The 18,710-nt window shown below is 72.4% G+C and carries 21 protein-coding genes; 12 read left to right on the top strand and 9 right to left on the bottom strand.

All coding sequences use genetic code 11. The features are described 5' to 3' along the window. Nucleotides 1-3 precede the first annotated feature (3 nt). The 4 genes from Aiant_RS43655 to Aiant_RS43640 form a co-directional block, all read right to left on the bottom strand. A complete protein-coding gene (locus Aiant_RS43655) occupies nt 4-570 on the bottom strand; it encodes an alpha/beta fold hydrolase (RefSeq protein ID WP_189330499.1) in 567 nt (188 codons plus the stop codon). A gap of 32 nt (nt 571-602) precedes the next feature. Then, the gene (locus tag Aiant_RS43650) at nt 603-1,415 is read right to left on the bottom strand and encodes a sugar nucleotide-binding protein (RefSeq protein ID WP_189330498.1); all 813 of its coding nucleotides are present in this window, start codon (nt 1,413-1,415) and stop codon (nt 603-605) included. Then, nucleotides 1,412-1,936 carry a hypothetical protein gene (locus Aiant_RS43645; RefSeq protein WP_189330497.1) on the bottom strand — a complete coding sequence of 175 codons (525 nt, stop codon included), beginning with the start codon at nt 1,934-1,936 and terminating at the stop codon, nt 1,412-1,414. The genes Aiant_RS43650 and Aiant_RS43645 overlap by 4 nt, the downstream gene beginning before the upstream one ends. Nucleotides 1,937-2,307: 371 nt before the next feature. Continuing rightward, a complete protein-coding gene (locus Aiant_RS43640; protein ID WP_189330496.1) occupies nt 2,308-3,750 on the bottom strand; it encodes an FHA domain-containing protein in 1,443 nt (480 codons plus the stop codon). Between the two features lie 87 nt (nt 3,751-3,837). Here Aiant_RS43640 and Aiant_RS43635 point away from each other — a divergent pair, with 87 nt between their 5' ends. Both Aiant_RS43635 and Aiant_RS43630 read left to right on the top strand, forming a co-directional pair. Next, nucleotides 3,838-4,437: a hypothetical protein gene (locus tag Aiant_RS43635; RefSeq protein WP_189330495.1), complete on the top strand. Its 600-nt coding sequence runs from the start codon at nt 3,838-3,840 to the stop codon at nt 4,435-4,437. 10 nt (nt 4,438-4,447) lie between these two features. Next, nucleotides 4,448-4,879 carry a hypothetical protein gene (locus Aiant_RS43630; RefSeq protein ID WP_189330494.1) on the top strand — a complete coding sequence of 144 codons (432 nt, stop codon included), beginning with the start codon at nt 4,448-4,450 and terminating at the stop codon, nt 4,877-4,879. Between the two features lie 28 nt (nt 4,880-4,907). Here Aiant_RS43630 and Aiant_RS43625 read toward each other — a convergent pair whose 3' ends face one another. Further along, nucleotides 4,908-5,189 carry a hypothetical protein gene (locus Aiant_RS43625; protein ID WP_189330493.1) on the bottom strand — a complete coding sequence of 94 codons (282 nt, stop codon included), beginning with the start codon at nt 5,187-5,189 and terminating at the stop codon, nt 4,908-4,910. Nucleotides 5,190-5,375: 186 nt separating this feature from the next. On the opposite strand from Aiant_RS43625, the gene Aiant_RS46360 reads away from it, so the two are divergent. From Aiant_RS46360 to Aiant_RS43600, 6 genes are all read left to right on the top strand, one after another. Beyond that, nucleotides 5,376-5,840: an alpha/beta hydrolase gene (locus Aiant_RS46360; protein WP_229830007.1), complete on the top strand. Its 465-nt coding sequence runs from the start codon at nt 5,376-5,378 to the stop codon at nt 5,838-5,840. A gap of 138 nt (nt 5,841-5,978) precedes the next feature. Then, the gene (locus tag Aiant_RS46355) at nt 5,979-6,347 is read left to right on the top strand and encodes a hypothetical protein (RefSeq protein ID WP_229830006.1); all 369 of its coding nucleotides are present in this window, start codon (nt 5,979-5,981) and stop codon (nt 6,345-6,347) included. A 69-nt stretch (nt 6,348-6,416) separates the two neighbouring features. Then, nucleotides 6,417-7,169: an SDR family NAD(P)-dependent oxidoreductase gene (locus tag Aiant_RS43615; RefSeq protein ID WP_189330681.1), complete on the top strand. Its 753-nt coding sequence runs from the start codon at nt 6,417-6,419 to the stop codon at nt 7,167-7,169. 366 nt (nt 7,170-7,535) lie between these two features. Then, nucleotides 7,536-7,784 carry a hypothetical protein gene (locus Aiant_RS43610; protein WP_212846827.1) on the top strand — a complete coding sequence of 83 codons (249 nt, stop codon included), beginning with the start codon at nt 7,536-7,538 and terminating at the stop codon, nt 7,782-7,784. Then, nucleotides 7,781-9,040 carry a helix-turn-helix transcriptional regulator gene (locus Aiant_RS43605; RefSeq protein WP_189330491.1) on the top strand — a complete coding sequence of 420 codons (1,260 nt, stop codon included), beginning with the start codon at nt 7,781-7,783 and terminating at the stop codon, nt 9,038-9,040. Before Aiant_RS43610 ends, Aiant_RS43605 begins: the two co-directional genes overlap by 4 nt. 12 nt (nt 9,041-9,052) lie before the next feature. Next, complete coding sequence (locus Aiant_RS43600) at nt 9,053-11,992, top strand: helix-turn-helix transcriptional regulator (RefSeq protein ID WP_189330490.1); 2,940 nt, start codon at nt 9,053-9,055, stop codon at nt 11,990-11,992. Here the strand turns inward: Aiant_RS43600 and Aiant_RS43595 are convergent. Beyond that, the gene (locus tag Aiant_RS43595) at nt 11,985-12,884 is read right to left on the bottom strand and encodes a hypothetical protein (RefSeq protein ID WP_189330489.1); all 900 of its coding nucleotides are present in this window, start codon (nt 12,882-12,884) and stop codon (nt 11,985-11,987) included. The genes Aiant_RS43600 and Aiant_RS43595 overlap by 8 nt on opposite strands. Before the next feature lie 260 nt (nt 12,885-13,144). On the opposite strand from Aiant_RS43595, the gene Aiant_RS43590 reads away from it, so the two are divergent. Together Aiant_RS43590 and Aiant_RS43585 are read left to right on the top strand one after the other, a co-directional pair. Then, complete coding sequence (locus Aiant_RS43590; RefSeq protein WP_189330488.1) at nt 13,145-14,425, top strand: S8 family peptidase; 1,281 nt, start codon at nt 13,145-13,147, stop codon at nt 14,423-14,425. Beyond that, on the top strand, nt 14,422-14,697 hold the full coding sequence (locus Aiant_RS43585; protein ID WP_189330487.1) for a hypothetical protein: 276 nt from the start codon (nt 14,422-14,424) through the stop codon (nt 14,695-14,697). The genes Aiant_RS43590 and Aiant_RS43585 overlap by 4 nt, the downstream gene beginning before the upstream one ends. Nucleotides 14,698-14,815: 118 nt before the next feature. Here the strand turns inward: Aiant_RS43585 and Aiant_RS43580 are convergent, their stop codons facing one another. After that, nucleotides 14,816-15,307, bottom strand: coding sequence for a TetR/AcrR family transcriptional regulator (locus Aiant_RS43580; protein WP_189330486.1), 492 nt, complete (start codon nt 15,305-15,307; stop codon nt 14,816-14,818). A gap of 84 nt (nt 15,308-15,391) precedes the next feature. On the opposite strand from Aiant_RS43580, the gene Aiant_RS43575 reads away from it, so the two are divergent. Then, nucleotides 15,392-16,432 (top strand): FAD-dependent monooxygenase, encoded by a 1,041-nt coding sequence (locus Aiant_RS43575; RefSeq protein ID WP_189330485.1) that lies wholly within the window; start codon nt 15,392-15,394, stop codon nt 16,430-16,432. A 130-nt stretch (nt 16,433-16,562) separates the two neighbouring features. Continuing rightward, on the top strand, nt 16,563-17,105 hold the full coding sequence (locus Aiant_RS43570; RefSeq protein WP_189330484.1) for a hypothetical protein: 543 nt from the start codon (nt 16,563-16,565) through the stop codon (nt 17,103-17,105). Nucleotides 17,106-17,147: 42 nt separating this feature from the next. On the opposite strand, the gene uppS is transcribed toward Aiant_RS43570, so the two are convergent. Together uppS and Aiant_RS43560 are read right to left on the bottom strand one after the other, a co-directional pair. Beyond that, entirely contained in the window at nt 17,148-17,930 is a 783-nt protein-coding gene (gene uppS / locus Aiant_RS43565; RefSeq protein WP_189330483.1) for a polyprenyl diphosphate synthase, read from the bottom strand. 96 nt (nt 17,931-18,026) lie between these two features. Then, the gene (locus Aiant_RS43560) at nt 18,027-18,644 is read right to left on the bottom strand and encodes a GNAT family N-acetyltransferase (protein WP_189330482.1); all 618 of its coding nucleotides are present in this window, start codon (nt 18,642-18,644) and stop codon (nt 18,027-18,029) included. Nucleotides 18,645-18,710 lie beyond the last annotated feature (66 nt).

Below are 18,710 nucleotides of genomic sequence, written 5' to 3'. Positions count from 1 at the left end.
CGATCAGACCAGGCCGTGCAGCACCGCGGCGAAGGCCGCCGGGTCCCGCAGGTGCGGGAACGGCCCGTCGGCGACGTGCGCCTGCGGCGCCGCCCGGACCGGGACGCCGGACCACTCCCGGTAGGCCGCGGCCAGTGCCGCGTCCGGCCTTCGCACAGCGAACTGACGGTACGCCTCGGGTACGACAGAAACCTCCCCGTCGTCGACCGCGATCACGTTCTGCACCGCGTACCGGGTCGCGAACTCGTGCGCCAGCGCCGCCCCGGCACCGTGCCCGACCAGCACCGGCGCCCGGTGCAGAGCGAGACCGTGCACCAGCGCCGCCAGATCCGTCACCAGCCCGGACAGGTCGTGCCGGGCCACCGAGTCGCCGTGCCCCGGCAGGTCCACCGCGACCGCCGCGCAACCGCCGTCCAGCTCGGCGGCGACCGGCCACCACATCGTCCGGTCGTAGAACAGCCCGTGCAGCAGCACCACCGGCCGGCCGTACCGCCCCCACCGGTCGTAGACCAGCCGGTTGCGCGGGGTGCCCTGGACGTGAGTGGTGCGGCGTGGCGGCTGTGGATGCACGTCACCTGTAACGACCACGGGCCGTGCCCCGGTTACGCCGCCAGGAACTCCTCGGCGCCACGCAGGCGGGTGACCAGAGCCTTCTGGGTCACGGCGCAGTTCAGCCGCACGGCGAGGGCGCCCGGCAGGCCGCTCCCGGCCCGCAGCGCGACCGGCAGCGCGGCCGGGTCGAGGCCGTCGCGCCGGGCGATCAGCACCCCCAGCCGGTGCCGGGAGATCGCGTCGGCGCCGGCGACGTTGTGCACGCCCGGCCGGGCCACCGCGGCCAGCTCCAGCACCGCGCCGGCCAGGTCGGCGACGTGCACCGGGCAGCGGATGTCGTCGGCGAACAGGACGCCGCCCCGCTCCCCGGTGGCGATCGCCCGCACCTGGCGCTCGATCACCGACTCCCCGGCACCGATGATCAACGACGTGCGGACGACGGCCGCGTCAACGACCAGCCCGCGGACCGCGACCTCGGCCGCGGCCTTGGCGGCACCGTAGGGGGTGATCGGATCCGGCACGGCCGTCTCGTCGTACTCGTCCGCCCGCCCCGAGAAGATCGCGTCGCTGGACACGTGCACGAGCCGCGCCCGGCTCGCCGCGGCGGCCGCGGCCACGTGCATGCCGCCGTCCGCGGTGGCCGCCCAGTCCGCCTGCCGATAGGCCGCGTTGACGATCACTTCCGGTCGCACGGCCGCCACGAGCGCGGCCACCGCGGCCCGGTCCCGGATGTCCAGCCGGTGCCCGCCCACCCCGATCGGCCGGTCGCGGAAGGTCGCCGTGACCTCGTGCCCGGCTGCCCGCGCCCGCCGGACGACCTCTCGCCCGAGCAGCCCGCCACCCCCGGCGACCAGCAGTCTCATCGCTCGCCCCGGGCCGCGATGGCGTCCGCCCACCTGCGGAACCGGCGGTAGGCGAAGCCCGGCGCGAGCCCGGACGCGACCAGCACGTCACTGTGCCCATAGCCACCCCACTCCCAGGTCAGCAGGGTCAGCGCGGTCATCCGCCGGCGCACCCGCCGCCGGATCCGCCGGATCTCCGCGTCGCTGAAGCCGCACGAGTGCAACCGCCGCGCGCAGACCGCGTGTGTCTCGTCGTCGTACTCGGTGTCCACGAACGGCTCGAGCAACGCGCCCCAGACATCGACCCGCTTGCGCACCGTGACCGGCGCCGCCGCCAGGGCCGTCGCGTGCTCCCGGCCGAGGAACACCGTGCGGCCACCGACGAGCCGCAGCTCCGGCGGAAACGCCTCCGGATCCGCGTCCCGCACCCGGGACCAGGGGATGAACCGGCCGGAATACCGCGCCTCCGGCGAGAACCGCGGCCACCCCAGCGTCACCCCGTCCGCCCCGATCCGCACCTCTCCCGCGAACGGCCCCCTCACCACCGAAGCATGACACGCCCGAGGCCCGCCGTTGCGGTCCCGGCCCGCTTCGCTTCCGGTCGCCGCGCTCACGGTACGGCCACCGCCGCGCTGCCGGCCGGGCAGCCGGATGTCGATCTTCAGTGGTGGCTCGTGTCCACTCAGGAGGGCATCGTGGGGGGCGGAGCGCGCAGATCGCCTACCTCGCCTTCACCGGCACCGACGCCACCAGGAGCTTTTCGCTCAGCGCCACGATCCAGAACGGTCTCGGCGGCGGCTACCCGCTCTACTCGGTCAACGGTCGCAACCCGGTGGTCAGCTTCGGCGGCTCGGTCCAGCCAGACCAAGAAACGCCCCGGCTGACCCACCGCCCCCGCCGGGCGAGCCGTTTCTCAGCTCGCCCGGCGGGAGGAGGCCAGGTCGTTGTCCGACTGCACCTGGCCGCGGGTCTCCGGCGTGACGCAGACCAGGTCCGCCGGCGTGACCTCCCGCCAGACGTAACCGGGCAGGCAGGTGTCCGGCCCGTAGTCGCCGCCCGTGGGGCTGCGCCGCGAGTCGGCGGCGGCGTTGTCGGCCAGCGCCTGGTCGTGGGTCGCCGGCGGGACGCAGACGTGATCGCCGGAGACCGCCGCACGCCAGACGAAACCGGGGAGGCAGTCCTCCGCGCCGCCGCCGGTGGCGGCCGTGCCGGTGCCGGTGACCCGCGCGGTGCCGCCCTCGCCGGGACCGGCCGGGTCCTGGCGGACCACCAGCGTCGCGGTGCGCTCGCCCTCGGCGGACGGCCGGAACGTCACGGTCAGCGCGCACGACTCGTCCGGCTCCAGCCAGTGGTCGACGCAGTCGCCCTGCGCGCTGAAGTCGCCGGCCGCGTCGCCGCGCATCTCGACGCCGGTCACGTGCAGCCGGTCCGGCCCGTGATAGCGGATGGTCGTTTGCGGACAATCTCGCGCCGTGCCGACCGCGACGCCGCCGCACTCGACGGCGGCCAGTTCCACGGTCGCCACCGACGCCTCCGGGGTGGCGCCGGTGCCGCCGTTGTTCTCGATCAGGTCGGGGAAGGTGCCGGTGCGGTCGTCCGTGCCGGGCAGCAGCGAGCCGCCGGTGGCCTTGTCGCCCAGCGTGAACCCGGTGACCGTGATGACCAGCGCGGCCACGCTGAGCAGGGTGATCGCGGCGGCCCGGACCCGGCCCCGCTCGCCGGTGACCTTGGTGGAGAAGACCGTGGAGACCACCGGGCCGATCGTCGCGCCGGCCAGGGTGGCCCAGGCGCCGGTGCCGAATGCGGCCGGCAGCACGGTTCCGGCGATCGATCCCGCGATGGCCAGGACCAACGCGCGCAGCCCGAAACCGGGCGCGTCGCGCAGTTCCCGGCGCAGGGATTCGCTTTCCCCGCGCGGCGCTCCGGCGTACGAACTTTCCGTGCGCGGCGCTCCGGAGTACGAACTCTCCGTGCGCGGCGCTCCGGCGTACGAAAAGGTGAGCTGGACGTCGCCCAGATCGACATGGTCGCCGGACCGCAAGGCCCGCCGCCCGGTGATCGGCCTGCCGTTGACCCGGGTGCCGTTCGACGAGCCCAGATCCTCGATCTCATATCCGGCGCCACGCCGGCGAACGACGGCGTGCCGGCGGCTGACCAGGTCACTCGGCAGGACGAAGTCGCAGGCCGGGTCGCGGCCGATGGTCGTACCGTAAGGATCCAGAAGGGTGTGGCGGCCCGCGGCCGTGGGCGGCGCGACAACCGTGAGGGTGGGCGGTCTCGGGCCCGGTTCGTGGTCGGTGGCCGGATGGATCCGGGTCTCGGCGGCGTCCGGGCCGTCGGTCGATCGTCGCGACATGACGTCTCCCCGAGCTGCTTTTCTGGATAAGAGGCGCGGCGGGCGTCACTGATACCGGCTCGCCATGATCAGCTACGCTGCCCGGCCATGGGACATGTGCTGGCACGGTTGAACGGGCACGGGATGGCGCTGGTGCCGCACTGGCCCTACTCGTTCGCGCGGGTGGACGGTGACGCGGACGCGGTCCGGGTGACCCGGACGACGCCGGACGGGCCGATCTCGACGGTGATCTCGCCCGGCGGACCCGTCGAGGGCGGGGAGGTCGTCGACGTCTCGGACGGCATGGACGTCCCGGCCTGGCTGATCGAAACCGGTCCAGCGCTGTTGCCGTGGCCGCGCGGATTCAGCCTGGAGTCGCCCGCGGACCCGTCCGATACGACGCCGTTCTACCTGTTCGGCCCGGACCAGGCGATGATCTTTCCGCAGGGCCCGGTGGCGGCCGATCGGCTGGCGGACCCGGATGCGCTGGTCGCGGACTATCAGACGGTCCTGGACCGGCGGACGGACGAGGACGACGTGTCGGTCGTCGAGCTGGGGTATCAGCACGACGGGCAGCAGTGGTGGCAGGGGCACTGGATGATTCCGCTGCGGGGCAACCATGTGCTGGTGCTGACCGGGCAGGGACCGCTGGCCGGCGCGGAGATGATCCGCGAGGCCGCCGCCTACGCGGCTCACCCGCAGCGGTAAGGATCCCCGGATGCCGTTCATGGACTACTTCACCGCGCCGGACGACGCGGACGCCGCTCGGGTGCTTCCCGGGTCGGGCGGCCCGGCCGCGCTCGGCTTCGACACGGTGCCGGTGAAGGGCATCGACCCCGCCGTCAACCTGGGCACCCTGGAGGCGATCCTCACCGGGCGCTCGTATGAGGAGGTCAGCGCGGCATCCCGGCAGTGCCGGCCGGTCACCGGCACCGACGCGGAGGCGTTCGTGGTGACGGTCACCGACACGCTGCGCGACGCTCTCGCGGCCGGCGAACCTCTCCAGCGGGCCGCCGGGGCCTGGGCCGCCACCGAGGAGATGGCCGGCGCTGATCCCGCCTTGCTGGCGGGCGCCCTGGAGGAGCTTGCCGCGCTGGCCCGGCGAGCGCTGGACCGGGGCCATCATCTGTACTGCTGGTGGGCGCTGTAGTCGTCGAGGGCGCTCCCGAAAAACCGGATCACATGTCGGACCCGTCGAGGTCGGCCTCGTCGAGGTCGACGCCGACACGCGTTCGCCGGGCTGTGCCGCGGGGCGGGACGGGATCGTTCTTGCCGACGATGCCGGCGATGACGACAAGGATCACCAGGATCCCGGCCGCGATCGCGAGCCCGATACCGGCGGCGGGCCGCGCGGCGGGCGGGATGAGCGCCCACAGGTCCGCGATGAGCAGGCGATAAGGCTTCAGGGCCTGCCAGAAGAGGGCGGCCACGGCCGCCCAGAACGCCACGATGCCGAGCACGACGACCCCGGTGAAAACCCCACCGAGAATCCTCGATCCACGCGCACGAATTCGCATGATTCACCGCCGGACGATGGGCGTCACTCCGTCGTGCCTCCACAATACCGGCCTTGACAGGGGAGCATCGAGGCGTGCTAATGGAAACACCGTTTCGGAGAGTGTTACGGATGACCCTATTGAGGTCCCGTGTCCCTGTCCCTGCGCGGTGTTCTCGCAGCGCTCACCCTGTCCGCCTCGCTTCTCGTCGCCACACCGGCGGCCGCCGGAGCCGCGGCCGTCGAGGTGGACGGCGAGATCTCCGTCCCCTGCTACAAGTCCACCTACCACCCGGACGCCGACTGGTATTTCCCGGCGACCACCAGCCCGAAAGCGCTGGTCTACCTCCAGCACGGCTTCTCCCGGTCGAACGGGAACGTGGCCGATCTGGCCCGCCGGTTCCAGGCGGCCGGATTTCTGGTCTTCGCGCCGACCCTGCCGTCCGCGGACATCTTCGGCTGCACGGTCAACAATCTCGGCAACAACACCGTCTTCCTCACCAGCGTCGCCGGCTGGCTCGGCCAGGCGACCGACCCGAACGCGGCCCTGGCCAAGAGCTATGCCGCGGCCGCCACCACCGCGGGCCGGCCCGGCAGCACGCTGCCGGCGAAATAGGTCCTGGCCGGTCATTCGGCCGGCGGCGAAGCCGTCACCTACATCGCCAACGTTCTGCGGACGACCTATCCGGCGGCCTTCGCGTCGCTGAAGTACCTGCAACTGCTCGACCCGGTCAAGTCCCCGGCCGGCAACAACATGGCGACCGGCCTGACCGGGCTGGCCGCCACCTCGCTGCCGTTGCGGACCGTCTCCTCCCCGCCCTACCTGGCCAACAGCAACGCCAGCGGCACCGTCGAACTGACCGGCGACCTGGACCGCGACTTCCTGGGCGTGCGCCTGACCACCGGCTCGCACTGTGACGCCGAGGGAGCCAGCACGAACATCCTGTGCACCCTGACCGCCGGCACCTCCAAGGCGCAGAACGTCACCGCCCTGCAAACCTTCGCGGTGAACTGGACCCTGGACGCGGTCGACGGGACCACCACGGCCACCTACTACCCGGGTGGCGCCTACTATGAGTCACTGCTGACCGGCGGCGTCATCGCCACCCTCAGCGGCAGCTGATCCCGCCGGGCCCGGCCGCGGTGGTGCTGGCCACCATGGCGGCCGGGCCGTACGGTATCCATCATGATCATTTCGTCACGTCTCGCGGTCGTGTCCGGCGGCGCGACCGGCATCGGCCGCGCGATCGCCGCCGGCTTCGCCCGCGACGGGCACCGGGTGGTGATCATCGGGCGCCGCTCGGGTCTGCTGCGGCAGGCCGCAGCGGAGATCGATCCGGCGCTCGTCATCCCGGTCAGCGCCGACCTGACCGATCCCGGCCAGGTGGAGCGCGCGGCCGCCGAGATCGCCGGGCTCGGCCCGGTCGACGTGCTGGTGAACAACGCGGGGGCGACCGTGACGCCGCCGTCGCGGGAGGGGCTCGCGGGACTGGCCGACGCCTGGCGCCGCGATCTCGACACCAACCTGATCACCGCGGTGCTCCTGACGAACGCGCTGCTCGACCGGCTCCGCCGCCCGGGCGGGCGGCTCATCATGATCAGCTCGGCCGCCGCCCAGCGGGGCGGCGCGGGCGCGCACTCGGCCGGGTCGTACGCCGCGGCTAAGGCCGGGCTGCACGGCTGGGCGTTCGGGCTGGCGCGCCAGCTCGGTCCGGACGGGATCACGGTGAACGTGCTGGCGCCCGGCTACATCCAGGACACCGAGATCTTCCACGGGCAGGACACGCCCGAGTTCGTGGCCACCAAGGTCGCCGACACGCTGGTCGGCCGGGCCGGTACGCCGGCGGACGTGGCAGCGGCGGTCGGTTACCTCGCCTCCCCGGAGGCCGGCTATCTGACCGGGCAGATCATCGGGCTCAACGGGGGCGCGGTGCTCGGCCGGTAGGGCGAGACGGGCCCGCCCACGACGGGCCCGTCAGCGTTTCCCCTCCCCGGGAAAGGGCCGGTCGGGGCCAGAGCTTGGGGCGTCGGCCCCGACCGGTTCAGGCCATCCTTCCGGTCAGCGCTCTCGATCCGCTATCGACTCCCTGTCACCGTCCCCGTCGGGACAGCGCTGGTCGCCGGCCGGGTGAAGCCCGATGGGCCCGGCCTGCTCGGAACGGTTCGGAGGCGCCGGGGGACTGAACGGCTTAGGGAGGTCGGCCCGGGGCCTAGGTAGGTGTCTGAGGTGCGGGTAGGAAGACCTTCCTAACGTACGACCGGCCGCGCGGCCGAGTCTGCTTGTGGAAACCGGGAACGGTGGGGGGAGCAGATGATGTCCGCGACGATGCTGACCGTGGCTCGTACCGACGCGCTCTTCGTGAGTGCGCTGGCCACGGGCTCGCGGCCGGGGCGGGAGCAGGTGGACGCGGTGGTCCGGGCGATGGTGCGGTCGTGCCACGGATCGCGCGGGTGCGCGGCGGAGGTCGCGGCCACCTACGGGGAGGTGCCGGAGTACGCGATACGCCGGATGGCCTGGGCCCGGCGGGTGATCCGCGCACACTTCGGCGGCACACGATGACCGGGACAGCGGTGGCGGAGCGGCCGACCGTGGAGATCCTCGAGGAACTCTCCGCTCTGGCCAGGGGCGCGACCGGGCATGCCGCCGCGGCCACCGCCCTGGAGATGGCCGCCGGGATGACGCCGGTGGGCAAGCGCCGGCTGTTCACCCTGGCGGCCGCCGACGCGCAGCTCGCGGGGGAGCCGGGACGGGCGGCGGAGCTGCTGCGCCGGGCGGCCGCGACCGGTGAGGCGATGCCCCGGGCACAGGACGGGGTGGACGAGTCGGTCGCGGCCGCACGCCGGGAGATGGCGCACGGCCGGTTCCTGGCGGCGGAGCGGGAGCTGGCCGCGACGGCCGGGCGGCTCTGGGCCGGCGGGGTGATCTGGCGGCTGCCAGCCGTTCTCGCGTTGCGGAGCTGGGCGCTGGCCCGGGCCGGCAACATCGTCGCCGCGTCCCGGGAGGCCGAACAAGCCCTCGCCCTGGCGCAGCTGACCGAGAACGACCAGGTGGCGGCGCGGGCCCACCACACCAGGTTGCTGCTGATGATCCTGCACGGGCGGCCGGGGGAGTCCGAGACGGCTCCGGGCGTACCGAAAGAGAACGATCCGGTGCGGGCCGGTCTCGCGCTTCTCGCCGGTCTCGCCTCGCGTCATCCGGGTGATCCGATCGGCAGCGCCGAGATCGCCGCGGAGTTCCTTCCCGACCTGCTGGAGTGCCGGCTGATCCGGGACCGGGAGCTCAGCGCGGAGGACCTGTACACGTTGCGCGGGCTGACCGCCTCGGCGCCGGCGCCGATCGCCGCGAACGCCTGGCGGGTGCTCGGACTGACCACCCGGGACGGGGCGAACGACTGCTTCCGCAGGGCCGCCCGCCTGCACACCGGCATGGAGATGCCGTTCGACAACGCGCGGGTGCACTTGTCGTACGGGGAACGGCTGCGCCGCGACGGTGACCGCCGGGCGGCGCGCAACCAGCTGCGGACCGCGCGCGACGGGTTCACCCGGCTCAGCGCGGTGCCGTGGGCGCAGCGGGCCGAACGCGAGCTGACCGGGACCGACGAGACCCGGGCCGGGCGCGCGCCGACCGGGCTGACCCCGGCGGAGTACCAGGTGGCACGCGTCGTCGCGACCGGAGTGTCCACCCGGGAGGCCGCCGCGCGGCTGTTCCTGAGCCCGAAGACCGTCGAGTTCCATCTCGGAAAAGTGTTCCGCAAACTGGGTGTCACCAGCCGCGCGCAGCTCGCGCACGTCTTCCCGGAGCTGGCCGGGCAGTAAATACTGCTCTGTATGGCCGCCTGGAAAGGCTTCGTGGGACGCGCGGCAGAGCTGGCCGCGCTCGCCGAGGCCCTCGACGACGCCGCCCGCAGTGATCCACGAACGGTGCTGATCGCCGGGGAGGCCGGGGTCGGCAAGACGCGGCTGCTCGACGAGTTCGAAGCGCGGTGCGCCGGGGAGGACCTGCTGGTCGCCCGGGGTGCGTGCGTGTCGGTCGGGGCCGGCGAGCTGCCCTACAGCCCGTGGCTGGCCGCGATGCACGCGGTCGAGGCCGAGGTGGGCGCCGACGCGCTGGTCGAGGGCGCCCGCGGCGACCAGGCCGCGCTCTCCGCGCTGATCCCCGCGCTGACCGATTCGGGTCTGCCGCGCGAGGGCGGCCAGCTGGCCCGGGCGCACCTGTTCTCGCTGTTCCTGGAACTGCTCGGCCGGCTCGCCGCGCAGCGCCCGCTGGTGCTGCTGCTGGAGGATCTGCACTGGGCGGACACGTCGTCGCTGGACCTGCTGCTGTTCCTGAGCCGTAACCTGCGGCACGTCCCGGTGCTGCTGGCCGGCACGTTCCGCACCGACGAGCTGGACGAGGACTCCCGGCACCGGGTGGTCATCGGCGAGCTGATCCGCGGGCGGGCCACCACCTACCTGGAGCTGAACCGGTTCGACCGGGTGGAGCTGGGCGTCTTTCTGCGCGCGTCGGGCGGCGCGGTCTCCGACCGGATCATCGCCAAGGTGCACGAGCGGTCCGGCGGCAACGCGTTCCTGGCGCAGGAGATCCTCGCCGCCGAGCAGCGCAACCCGGGCGGCCCCGTCCCCGATCACCTGCGTGACCTGCTGATGATGCGTGTCGACGGACTGTCCGAAGAGGGTCAGCAGATCGTCGGCGTGGTCGCGGCCGCCGGCCGCCCGGTCTCCGGGGCGCTGCTGGAGGCCGCGAGCGGCCTGCCGGGCCCGGCGTTGCGGTCCGGCCTGCGCGATGCGGTGACCAGGCAGGTTCTCGTCCGTACGACCGACGGCAGTTACCAGCTGCGGCATTCGCTGACGGCGGAGACGTTCTATCAGGACCTGCTGCCCGGGGAACGGGCCGGGCTGCACCGGGCGGTGGCCGCCGCCCTGTCGGTGTCGGCCGGCCCGGACGCGTCGCCGGTCGTGCAGGCCGAGCTGGCGCACCACTGGTTCCACGGCCGCAAGGACGACGACGCGCTGTTCTGGACGCTGCGGGCGGCCCGGTCGGCGGCGCTGGTGCACGCGTACGCCGAGGCCCGCCGCCAGTACGGCCGGGTCCTGGAGCTGTGGCGGCGGGTCCCGGACGCGTTCAAGCTGTGCCAGACCACCTATCCGCGGCTGCTGGACGAGGCGGCCGAGGTGCTCGACTACGCCGGTGACCCGCAGCGGGCGGTCGAGCTGACCGGCGAGGCGATCCAGGTGGTCGGCGTCGACGGCGATCCGCAGGTGCTGGCCGCACTGCACGAGCACCTGGCCCGGCTGCGCTGGCGGGCGCACGACACGCCGGGCGCGGTGGACTCCGCCCGCAACGCGATCGGCCTGCTCGACGGGGTGCCGCAGTCGCCGTTGCAGGCCCGGGCCGGTGCGACGTTCGCGCGGGTGCTGATGCTCAGCGGGCACTACCGGCAGGCGCTCGCGGAGGGCTCGGCCGCGCTGGAGGTGGCCACCGAGCCGGTCGAGCGGGGGTATCTGCTGGTCACGCTCGGGACCGTGCGGTTCCTGCTGGGGGAGCGGGACGCCGGGGTGGAGCAGCTGTGGGAGGGGCTGGCGCTGGCGGAGAGCACGGACAGCAAGGAGAACATCCTGCGGGCGTACACGAATCTGTCGTACTGCCTGCAGATGCTGAACCGGCTCGACGAGGGGCTGGCCCTGGCCCGGCGCGGCTGTGACCTGGCGGCCGGATTCGGGATGCGGATGACGACCGGGACCGTGCTGGTCGGCAACGCCGCCGACATCCTGCTCGACCTCGGGCGGTGGGACGAGATCGAGAAGCTGATCGGCGAGGTGCTGCCCGACGAGGCCGCCGACGACCTGCCGTTGTACCTGCAATATGTGCGGGCCGAGGTGTTCGTGGCGCGGGACGAGCGGGGCGCGGCACGGGACATTCTGGACCGGGTGATGGGGCGGTCGGCGGGCAAGACCGATCAGGACTTCGTCGGGCACGTGTACGCCGCGCTGGCGGCGCTGGAGATCGCCGACGGGAACTGGCGGGCCGCCCGGCGGGCGGTCGACGAGGGACTGGCGAAACTCGGCGACGGCGAGGGGGTGTTCCCGGCGCTGCGGCTGGCGGTGTGCGGGCTCCAGGCGGCCGGCGAGGCGGTGGCCAAGCACGCCACCCGGGAACGCTGGCAGGCCTGGGCGAACGTGCTCGCCGAGCGGGCCGACGCGAGCATGGCGGCGTTGCGGGCGCCGAGCGGTGGGCGGGCGCTGCCGGTGGCCGAGGCGCTGTACCGGGTGGCCGGGGCGGAGCTGCGGCGGATCCGGGGTGAGCCGCAGGAGGAGGCGTGGACCGAGGTGGCGCAGACCTGGGCGGAGCTGGGCCATCCGTACCCGGAGGCGCAGGCCCGGCTGCGGCTGGCGGCCTGCCTGCTGCGGCGCGGGGCGACCGCGGCCATGCACCGGGAGCTGACCGCGGCCGCACAGCTGGCCGCCGGGCTCGGTGCCCGGCGGCTCACCCACGAGCTGGACGCCATGGCCTCGCTGGCCGGGGTGTCCCTGTTCGTGTCGCCGGCCTCCGCGGAACCGGCCGGCGATCACGGCCCGGACTGGGGGCTGACGCCGCGGGAGACGCAGGTCCTCGACCTGATCGCGCTCGGTTACACCAACAGCCGGATCGCCCGGAGCCTGGACATCGCGGAGAAGACGGTCAGCGTGCACGTCTCCAACATCCTGGCCAAGCTCGGGGCGGCGAACCGGTGGGAGGCCGCGCTGATCAGACGCGGCCCGGCTACATGATGTTGCCGCCACGCCAGCGGTGGTTGAACGCCGGCATCGCGTCGGGCCGGTCCGAGGTACGCAGATCGAACAGGTCCTGGGTGATCTGGTCGCGCAGCGGCGGGTTGCTGTCCAGCGCGGACGGCGGCACCACCGTGTACGCCTCCTCCACGTAGGTGAGCAGGAACTCCGGCGACAGCCGGCGCACCCGCCCGGCGCTGAGGCAGAAGAACTCGCGGGCCGAGAAACCGGTCACCGCGACGCAGTGGCTGGACAGGCTGCCCGGCGTGGCGTCGTAGACCGGGCCGTACCCGGGCACGTACCAGGCGTCGCGCGGCACGCCCTTGCCGTCCTTGATCGACTGTGGCAGCGCCAGGCCGACCAGCACGCCGCTGAAGCGCAGCACCGCCTCGCGGATCTGGTCCAGGTTGCGCGGCTCGATCTCCAGGAAGGCGCGCGCCTCCGGTAACAGCCCGGCGAGCGGCCGCTCCTGGTTCACCCACAGTTTCAGGGCCAGCAGCAGGCTCGCGCCGAAGTCGTTCTGCGCCTTGCGGCGTCCGGACGTGCTCTGGTGGCGGTCGTGCGAGCGAGCCGCGTCCCGGTGGAACGGCGAGATCTTCTCGTAGATCTTGAGAGTGTCCTCCAGGGTGGGCGTGTACTGCTCTTTCGCGGCGGCGTACCACGACTGGGCGAGCAGGGCCATCGCGGCCGGCACGCAGTTCTGGTAGCCGACGTCGCCGAGCGGCTCACCGGCGGAGACGTCGACCCGCAGGTCGCCGAGGTGGAACTTGCCGTCCGGTTGCAGGCCGTGCGCCGGGGTGTCCGGCGGCTGATCGAGAAATCCCAGGTACTGGCTCATTTGCAGGGTACGGATGTCGGTCTCGGCGGCCAGGCGGCCGGCCAGAGCGTCCATGTCGGAACCTCCAAGGTTCTCACTGAGCGTGCTGAGGCTATCGCCGATCGTGGGCGGTCGCGCTGCCGGATCAGCGACAGCGCCCGAGGTATCAGCGGGGTACGGCGGTCGCTCTCTTCCTGGCAAAGCTCGTTCTCTTGCTGGCGACGGCTCGCTCTCCTGCGGCGCTTGCTCCCCTGCGGTGCTCGCACTCATGTGGTGCTCGCACTCTTGCGTCGCTCTCTTGCCGGCGAAGCGTGGAAAGGACAACCGTTATGGCGATGGACAAGTTCGAGCCGCGGCTGGTCGAGGCGATCGGCGCGGAGACCGCCCGCGCCCGGGTCCGCGGGTTCGCCGCGACCGAGGTGACCGAGGGGCAGAAGTTCGAGGTCACCATCTCGCACCACGAGGCGCTGACCGCGCCGGAGGGCCACGGCGGCCCGGCCGGCCTGGAGCAGCTGCAACTGCAAGCGCAGGTCAGCCAGCAGCCGATCGTCGACCGGATCGACGGGCTCGGCGTGTCCGCCCGGCGGCACACGCTGACCAACGCGGTCACCGCCGAGCTCACCCCGGCGCAGATCGAGCAGGTCGCCCAGCTCGACGAGGTGAAGCTGGTCCGGCTGGAGCGGCTGGACAAGGTGACCGCGATGGACCAGAGCGTCGCGGTGATCGAGGCCCGCGAGGCGTGGGAGGAGTTCCGGACCGCCGGCTCCGGAGTGCGGGTCGCGGTGCTCGACACCGGCATCGACGGCACCCACCCGGCGCTGTCCGGCAAGGTGGTCGACGAGTTCAGCACGGCCGGCGAGCCGGTCACCGTGCCCGGCGACCACGCCACCCACTGCGCCGGAACGATCGCCAGCAACGACGCGGTGTACCGGGGCGTGGCCTGGCAGGCCGACCTGATCAACATCAAGGTGCTGACCGCGGCCGGGATGGGCACGCCCGCCAGCGTCATCGACGGTCTGGAGCAGGCGGTCCGGCGCAACGCGCAGGTGGCCAGCCTGAGCCTGGGCTGGAGCGAGATCTTCCACGGCTGGGTCTGCAACGACGCCGACTGCATCCTCTGCCAGGCCGCCGACAACGCGTCCCGGCTCGGTGTGACCGTGGTGGTCGCGGCCGGTAACGAGGGCACCGCGGGGGCCGGCACCGGGCAGCTGAACATCCGGCACCCCGGCGCGGCCCGCCGGGTGATCACCGTGGGGGCCGTTGACAAGGCGAAGCAGCTGGCGTCGTTCTCCAGCATCGGCCCGGGCAGCGGGCGGGTCGGGCCGGCCAGCCCGATCCGGCTCACCAAGCCCGACCTGGCCGGTCCCGGCGTGGACATCGTCTCGTCGGTGCTCGGCGGCGGCTTCGCCTCGTTCAACGGCACGTCGATGGCGACGCCGCACGTGGCCGCGGTGGCCGCGCTGGTGATCGAGCAGAACCCGGGGATCCGGCCGATGGTGGTGAAGAAGCTGTTGGAGGACACCGCGGAGCGGCTCTCATACGGGCCGAACGAGGCCGGATACGGCCTGGTGAACGCGTTCGCCGCGATGCTGCCGATCCTGGGCAAGGCGGCGTGAGCGCCGACAAGGTGGACCCTGCGATCCTCCGGCTCGAGGGGGATCGCGGGGTGCCGGTCGTGATCGAGCTGCACCCCGTGCCGGTCGAGCAGGTGAGCGCATCGCAGGCCGGCGTGCTGGAGCACCTGGACCGGAGCGGGGTGAGCGGGGCTCGGGGGCTGACGCTGGCGAACGCGGTGCTCGCCACGCTCAGCCGGGATCAGGTCCTCGACGTCGCGGCGCGGCCGGACGTCCGCAAAATTCTTCTGAACGAACCGCAGCAGGTCCTCTGACCTGGTGCGGGGCCTGCCTGCGCCGGGCGGGCCCGCCGCAGTCCTGACCTCCTGACACCGCCCGGCCGTGGTGCCACCGCGGCCCGCTCGCGACGCCGGCTGCCGGACGGCCGTCGCGTCAGCCGGCGGCCGCCTGGCGGCGCAGCTCATCGGCCACCTGCGCACCGGTGGGAGCCCGATCCGGATCGACCAGCCATTGCAGCATCAGGCCGGTGAGCAGGGCCAGTGGCACCGAGCCACCGAGTCCCTCCCGGCCCTCCTGCTGCGCCCTCGCCAGGTGCTCGCGGAGCTCGGGGGAGTGCTCGGCCTGCACCGCCGCCTCCAACTGCGCGATCCACAGCGGGCGGTGCGTGCTGAACGTGTCGATCAGCGCCTGCCACCGCTGCTCCGCAGACCCGTCCGCGGCTCGCTCGGCGACCGCGTCGCTCAGCTCCTCGACCGCCTCGATCAGGGCGTGGACCAGCAGCGACTCCCGCGACCCGAAGTGATAGCCGATCGCGGCGTGATTGACCCCCGACGCGAACGCGATGTCCCGCACGGTCGTGCGCGCCCAGCCGCGCTCGGTCAGGCATTGCTTCGCCCCTGCCAGGAGGGCTTCCCGGTTTCCCACGGCTCGATCATACCCGCCATCTTAACCACATGGTTTATCCAAATGGATTGACCGGGTGGATAAAAGTTGGCTACGGTCGTCGGCATGACTGACGTCCTGATTTCCGGCGCGAGTGTCGCCGGCCCCGCCCTCGCCTGGTTCCTGCGGCGCGAGGGCATCCGTGTCACCGTCGTGGAGCGGGCACCCGAGCTGCGCGACAGCGGCTATGCGGTGGATTTCCGCGGTGCCGCCCTCGACGTGCTCGCCGAGATCGGCATCCTCGACGAGGTCCGCACCCATGAGACGCGGATGCGCGGCACCACCGTGCTGGCCCCGGACGGCTCGGTTGTCGCCGAGCTGCCCGCCGCCACGTTCGCCGGCGACCTCGAGGTGCCCAAGCGTGCGCTGACCGGCGTCCTGCATCGGGCCGTCGACGCCGATGTCGTCTTCGACGACACGATCACCGCCCTGGAGCAGCACGACGACCGGGTGACCGTCTCCTTCGAGCGCGCGCCCACCCGCGACTTCGACCTGGTCTTCGGCGCTGACGGCGTGCACTCCGTGGTGCGCCGGCTGGCCTTCCCCGGCGTCGCGCCGATCGAGCATCTCGGCATGTCCGGCGCCGGCTTCACCACCGGCAACGTGTTCGGCCTGGACCACCGCGGCCTGCTCCAGACCGCGCCCGGCCGCGCCATCTATGCGTTCGCCGCCGGCGATCCCGACCGGATGACGGTGAGCCTCTCCTTCGCGACCACGTCCTCCGAGCTGGATCGAGCCGGCCGGGCCGCGCAGGAGGCCGCCGTGCGGGCGGCGTTCGCCGATCATCCGTGGCCGGAGACGCCGGGCCTGCTGGCCGCGATGACCGAGGCCTCCGACTTCTACTTCGCCTCGACCTGCCAGGTCCACCTGGATTCCTGGTCCACCGGCCGCGTCGCCCTGCTCGGCGACGCCGGCTATTGCGCCGCCCCGACCAGCGGCATGGGCACCTCGCAGGCCCTGATCGCCGCGTCCACCCTGGCCCGATGCCTGACCGAGGCCGCCGGTGACCACCGGGCGGCCTTCGAGCGCTACGAGAAGGAGCTGCGCCCCTATGTCACCGAAAACCAGCGCATCGGCCGCGAGGCCGTCGCCGCCTTCGGAGGCTGACCTTGGCCGTTTGCGGAGATTTCCGGCGAGCGCAGCGGAATCCGCCCGCCATCACCGTCGACCTGCTGCCATGCGCGGATACGCCGTTCTCCGGACAGTTCCGAGCCCCTGCTGGGGGCGACAATGAGTGATGCTCGAATGGGTTCAGACGGTCGGGCCGATCCTGTTCTCCTGGCCGGTCGCCATCGTGATCGCACTGCTGGTGCTGAGGAAACCGCTGGCCCGGCTGCTGGAGCGCTTCACCGGCGAGGACGTTCAGCGGCTGAAGGTCGGCGGTGTCGAGCTGGAGCGCGCGATCGACCGCGTCGAGCGGCGGCAGGACCTGCAGGCCGAGGAGATCAGGGCGATCCAGATCGGGCTCAAGGGCGTGCTCACCAAACATGAGCTCGGGCTGTTGCGCGGGCTCGCCGGCCCCGGCCCGATGACCATCCGATACGAGCCCGACCTGTATGGATACCTGCATCGGCTGGACGGTCTGGGTTTCATCCAGCCGCACCCGGGCCGCGGCTTGTTCGCGATCGAGGAGGAGCACCGGGACGACGAGCACCTGCCGGTCGCACCACACGAGCGACCGCCCTTCGACCTGAAGGACTATGTCCAGATCACCGACGAGGGCCGGCACTACCTGGGCATTCTCAACGCCATCCTGCGCCGGGCCGAAGAACATCGCTGACACGCGATCGTTCTGATTTCCGGGCGCGGCAGCCGGGGCGTCTCATGCACCGAAGCGGCGGTGGCGAGCGGCGTAGGAACGCAACGCTCGGAGGAAGTCGACTTCGCGGAAGCCGGGCCAGTAGACGTCGCAGAAGTGCAGTTCGGAGTACGCCGCTTGCCAGAGGAGGAAACCGGACATGCGATGCTCGCCGCTGGTGCGGATGACCAGGTCAGGATCGGGTTGGCCATGCGTGTAAAGGTGTTCGGCGATACGGTCGGCGGTGAGGCGCTGGGCGATGTCGTCCACAGTGTGGCCGGCTCGGGCCTCCGACTCCAGCAGGGACCGGATCGCGTTGACGATCTCGTCGCGGCCGTCGTACCCGATGGCGATCGTGACGTGGAACTCCGCGTCGTTGTCGCGGGTCGCCTCCTCGGCCAGCTTGAGGGCGTGCCGGGTGGTGTCCGGGAGGACGTCGAGGCGGCCGGCCAGATGCACCTGCCAGTGGCTCCCGGCGCGGGCCAGGCGGGCGGCGACGACCTGTTCGATCATCCGCATCAGGTTGTCGACCTCGCCGGCGTCACGTTTGGTCACGTTGTCGACCGAGGCCACGAAGACGGTGACGTGCCGGATGCCGGCCTCCAGGCACCAGCGGAGCACCTCGTCGAGATGCTCCGCGCCGTAGCGGTGACCGATCCGCGGGTCGTCGAAACCCATCTGGCGTGCCCATCGACGGTTGCCGTCCATCACCATCGCGACGTGGCGGGGGAGGGCGGCGCCGGCGAGCCGGGTGCGGAGCCGGCGGGTGTACAGGGCGTAGGCGGCAGCTTTGACGGATCTCAGCATGGCCGAGATCCCACCACGGTTGCCGGGGCATGTGGCCGATCACCACAAGACCTTCACCAAACCGGCACACCGCCGCCACGGTGTGGCGCGACCGGGTCAGAGGGTGCCGCGGCGGGACTCCCACATGGGGCGGGTCATCTCGTATTCGACTTCGCCGGCTTCCGCGCCCGGCAGCGGGTCGTCCCAGATCGGGTGGAAGGTGCGCACGTATCGCATGCCGATGCTCTCCATCACGCCCCGGGATCCGATGTTGACGGCCATGGTCTGCGCGATGACCCGGCTCTGCCCCACCGTGTCGAAGGCGTGCCGGAGCAGCACCCGCGACGCCTCGCTCGCCAGGCCCTGCCGCCAGTATCGGCGCGCCAGGCGATATCCGAGCTCGGCCACCGTCGGATCGTCCGGCTGGTCGTCGCCGTGCGCCGGCGGCAGCATCATCAGTCCGACGAACTCTCCCTCGACCTCGGTGTCCGGTGCCGACGAATCCCGCCGCCCGCCGTCGCACCCGAAAGCCATCCAGTATCCGAGCCCGTCCACCTTGGCAGCCAGCGCCATCCGCTCCGCGTGGGAGGAGACCACCTCGTCCCGGGTCCGCGCCCGCCCCCAGATGTATTTCAGCACCTCGGCGTCGGCGTCGAGCTCCACCTCGAGCTCGAAATGCCGGTCGGCCAGCGGAACGAGCAGCAGCCGATCCGTCCGCAACGTCGGTTGACTCATGCCGTCACCCAAACACACGGTCCCGTCCGCCGCGATCGAATTCGCCGCGCCCCCGGAGCAGCCCGG

Source organism: Actinoplanes ianthinogenes (assembly GCF_018324205.1).
GTDB lineage: Bacteria > Actinomycetota > Actinomycetes > Mycobacteriales > Micromonosporaceae > Actinoplanes > Actinoplanes ianthinogenes.
This window is presented reverse-complemented; position numbering and strand designations above follow the sequence as displayed.

Bases quoted from the DNA above. Each gene is read 5' to 3' on its own strand.
- Aiant_RS43560 (WP_189330482.1), bottom strand. From the start codon at position 18,644: ATGAGTCAACCGACGTTGCGGACGGATCGGCTGCTGCTCGTTCCGCTG.
- Aiant_RS43650 (WP_189330498.1), bottom strand. From the start codon at position 1,415: ATGAGACTGCTGGTCGCCGGGGGTGGCGGGCTGCTCGGGCGAGAGGTC.
- Aiant_RS43600 (WP_189330490.1), top strand. From the start codon at position 9,053: ATGGCCGCCTGGAAAGGCTTCGTGGGACGCGCGGCAGAGCTGGCCGCG.
- Aiant_RS43635 (WP_189330495.1), top strand. From the start codon at position 3,838: ATGGGACATGTGCTGGCACGGTTGAACGGGCACGGGATGGCGCTGGTG.
- Aiant_RS43610 (WP_212846827.1), top strand. From the start codon at position 7,536: ATGATGTCCGCGACGATGCTGACCGTGGCTCGTACCGACGCGCTCTTC.
- Aiant_RS43595 (WP_189330489.1), bottom strand. From the start codon at position 12,884: ATGGACGCTCTGGCCGGCCGCCTGGCCGCCGAGACCGACATCCGTACC.
- Aiant_RS46355 (WP_229830006.1), top strand. From the start codon at position 5,979: ATGGCGACCGGCCTGACCGGGCTGGCCGCCACCTCGCTGCCGTTGCGG.
- Aiant_RS43570 (WP_189330484.1), top strand. From the start codon at position 16,563: ATGCTCGAATGGGTTCAGACGGTCGGGCCGATCCTGTTCTCCTGGCCG.
- uppS (WP_189330483.1), bottom strand. From the start codon at position 17,930: ATGCTGAGATCCGTCAAAGCTGCCGCCTACGCCCTGTACACCCGCCGG.
- Aiant_RS43575 (WP_189330485.1), top strand. From the start codon at position 15,392: ATGACTGACGTCCTGATTTCCGGCGCGAGTGTCGCCGGCCCCGCCCTC.
- Aiant_RS43630 (WP_189330494.1), top strand. From the start codon at position 4,448: ATGCCGTTCATGGACTACTTCACCGCGCCGGACGACGCGGACGCCGCT.
- Aiant_RS43640 (WP_189330496.1), bottom strand. From the start codon at position 3,750: ATGTCGCGACGATCGACCGACGGCCCGGACGCCGCCGAGACCCGGATC.
- Aiant_RS43605 (WP_189330491.1), top strand. From the start codon at position 7,781: ATGACCGGGACAGCGGTGGCGGAGCGGCCGACCGTGGAGATCCTCGAG.
- Aiant_RS43590 (WP_189330488.1), top strand. From the start codon at position 13,145: ATGGACAAGTTCGAGCCGCGGCTGGTCGAGGCGATCGGCGCGGAGACC.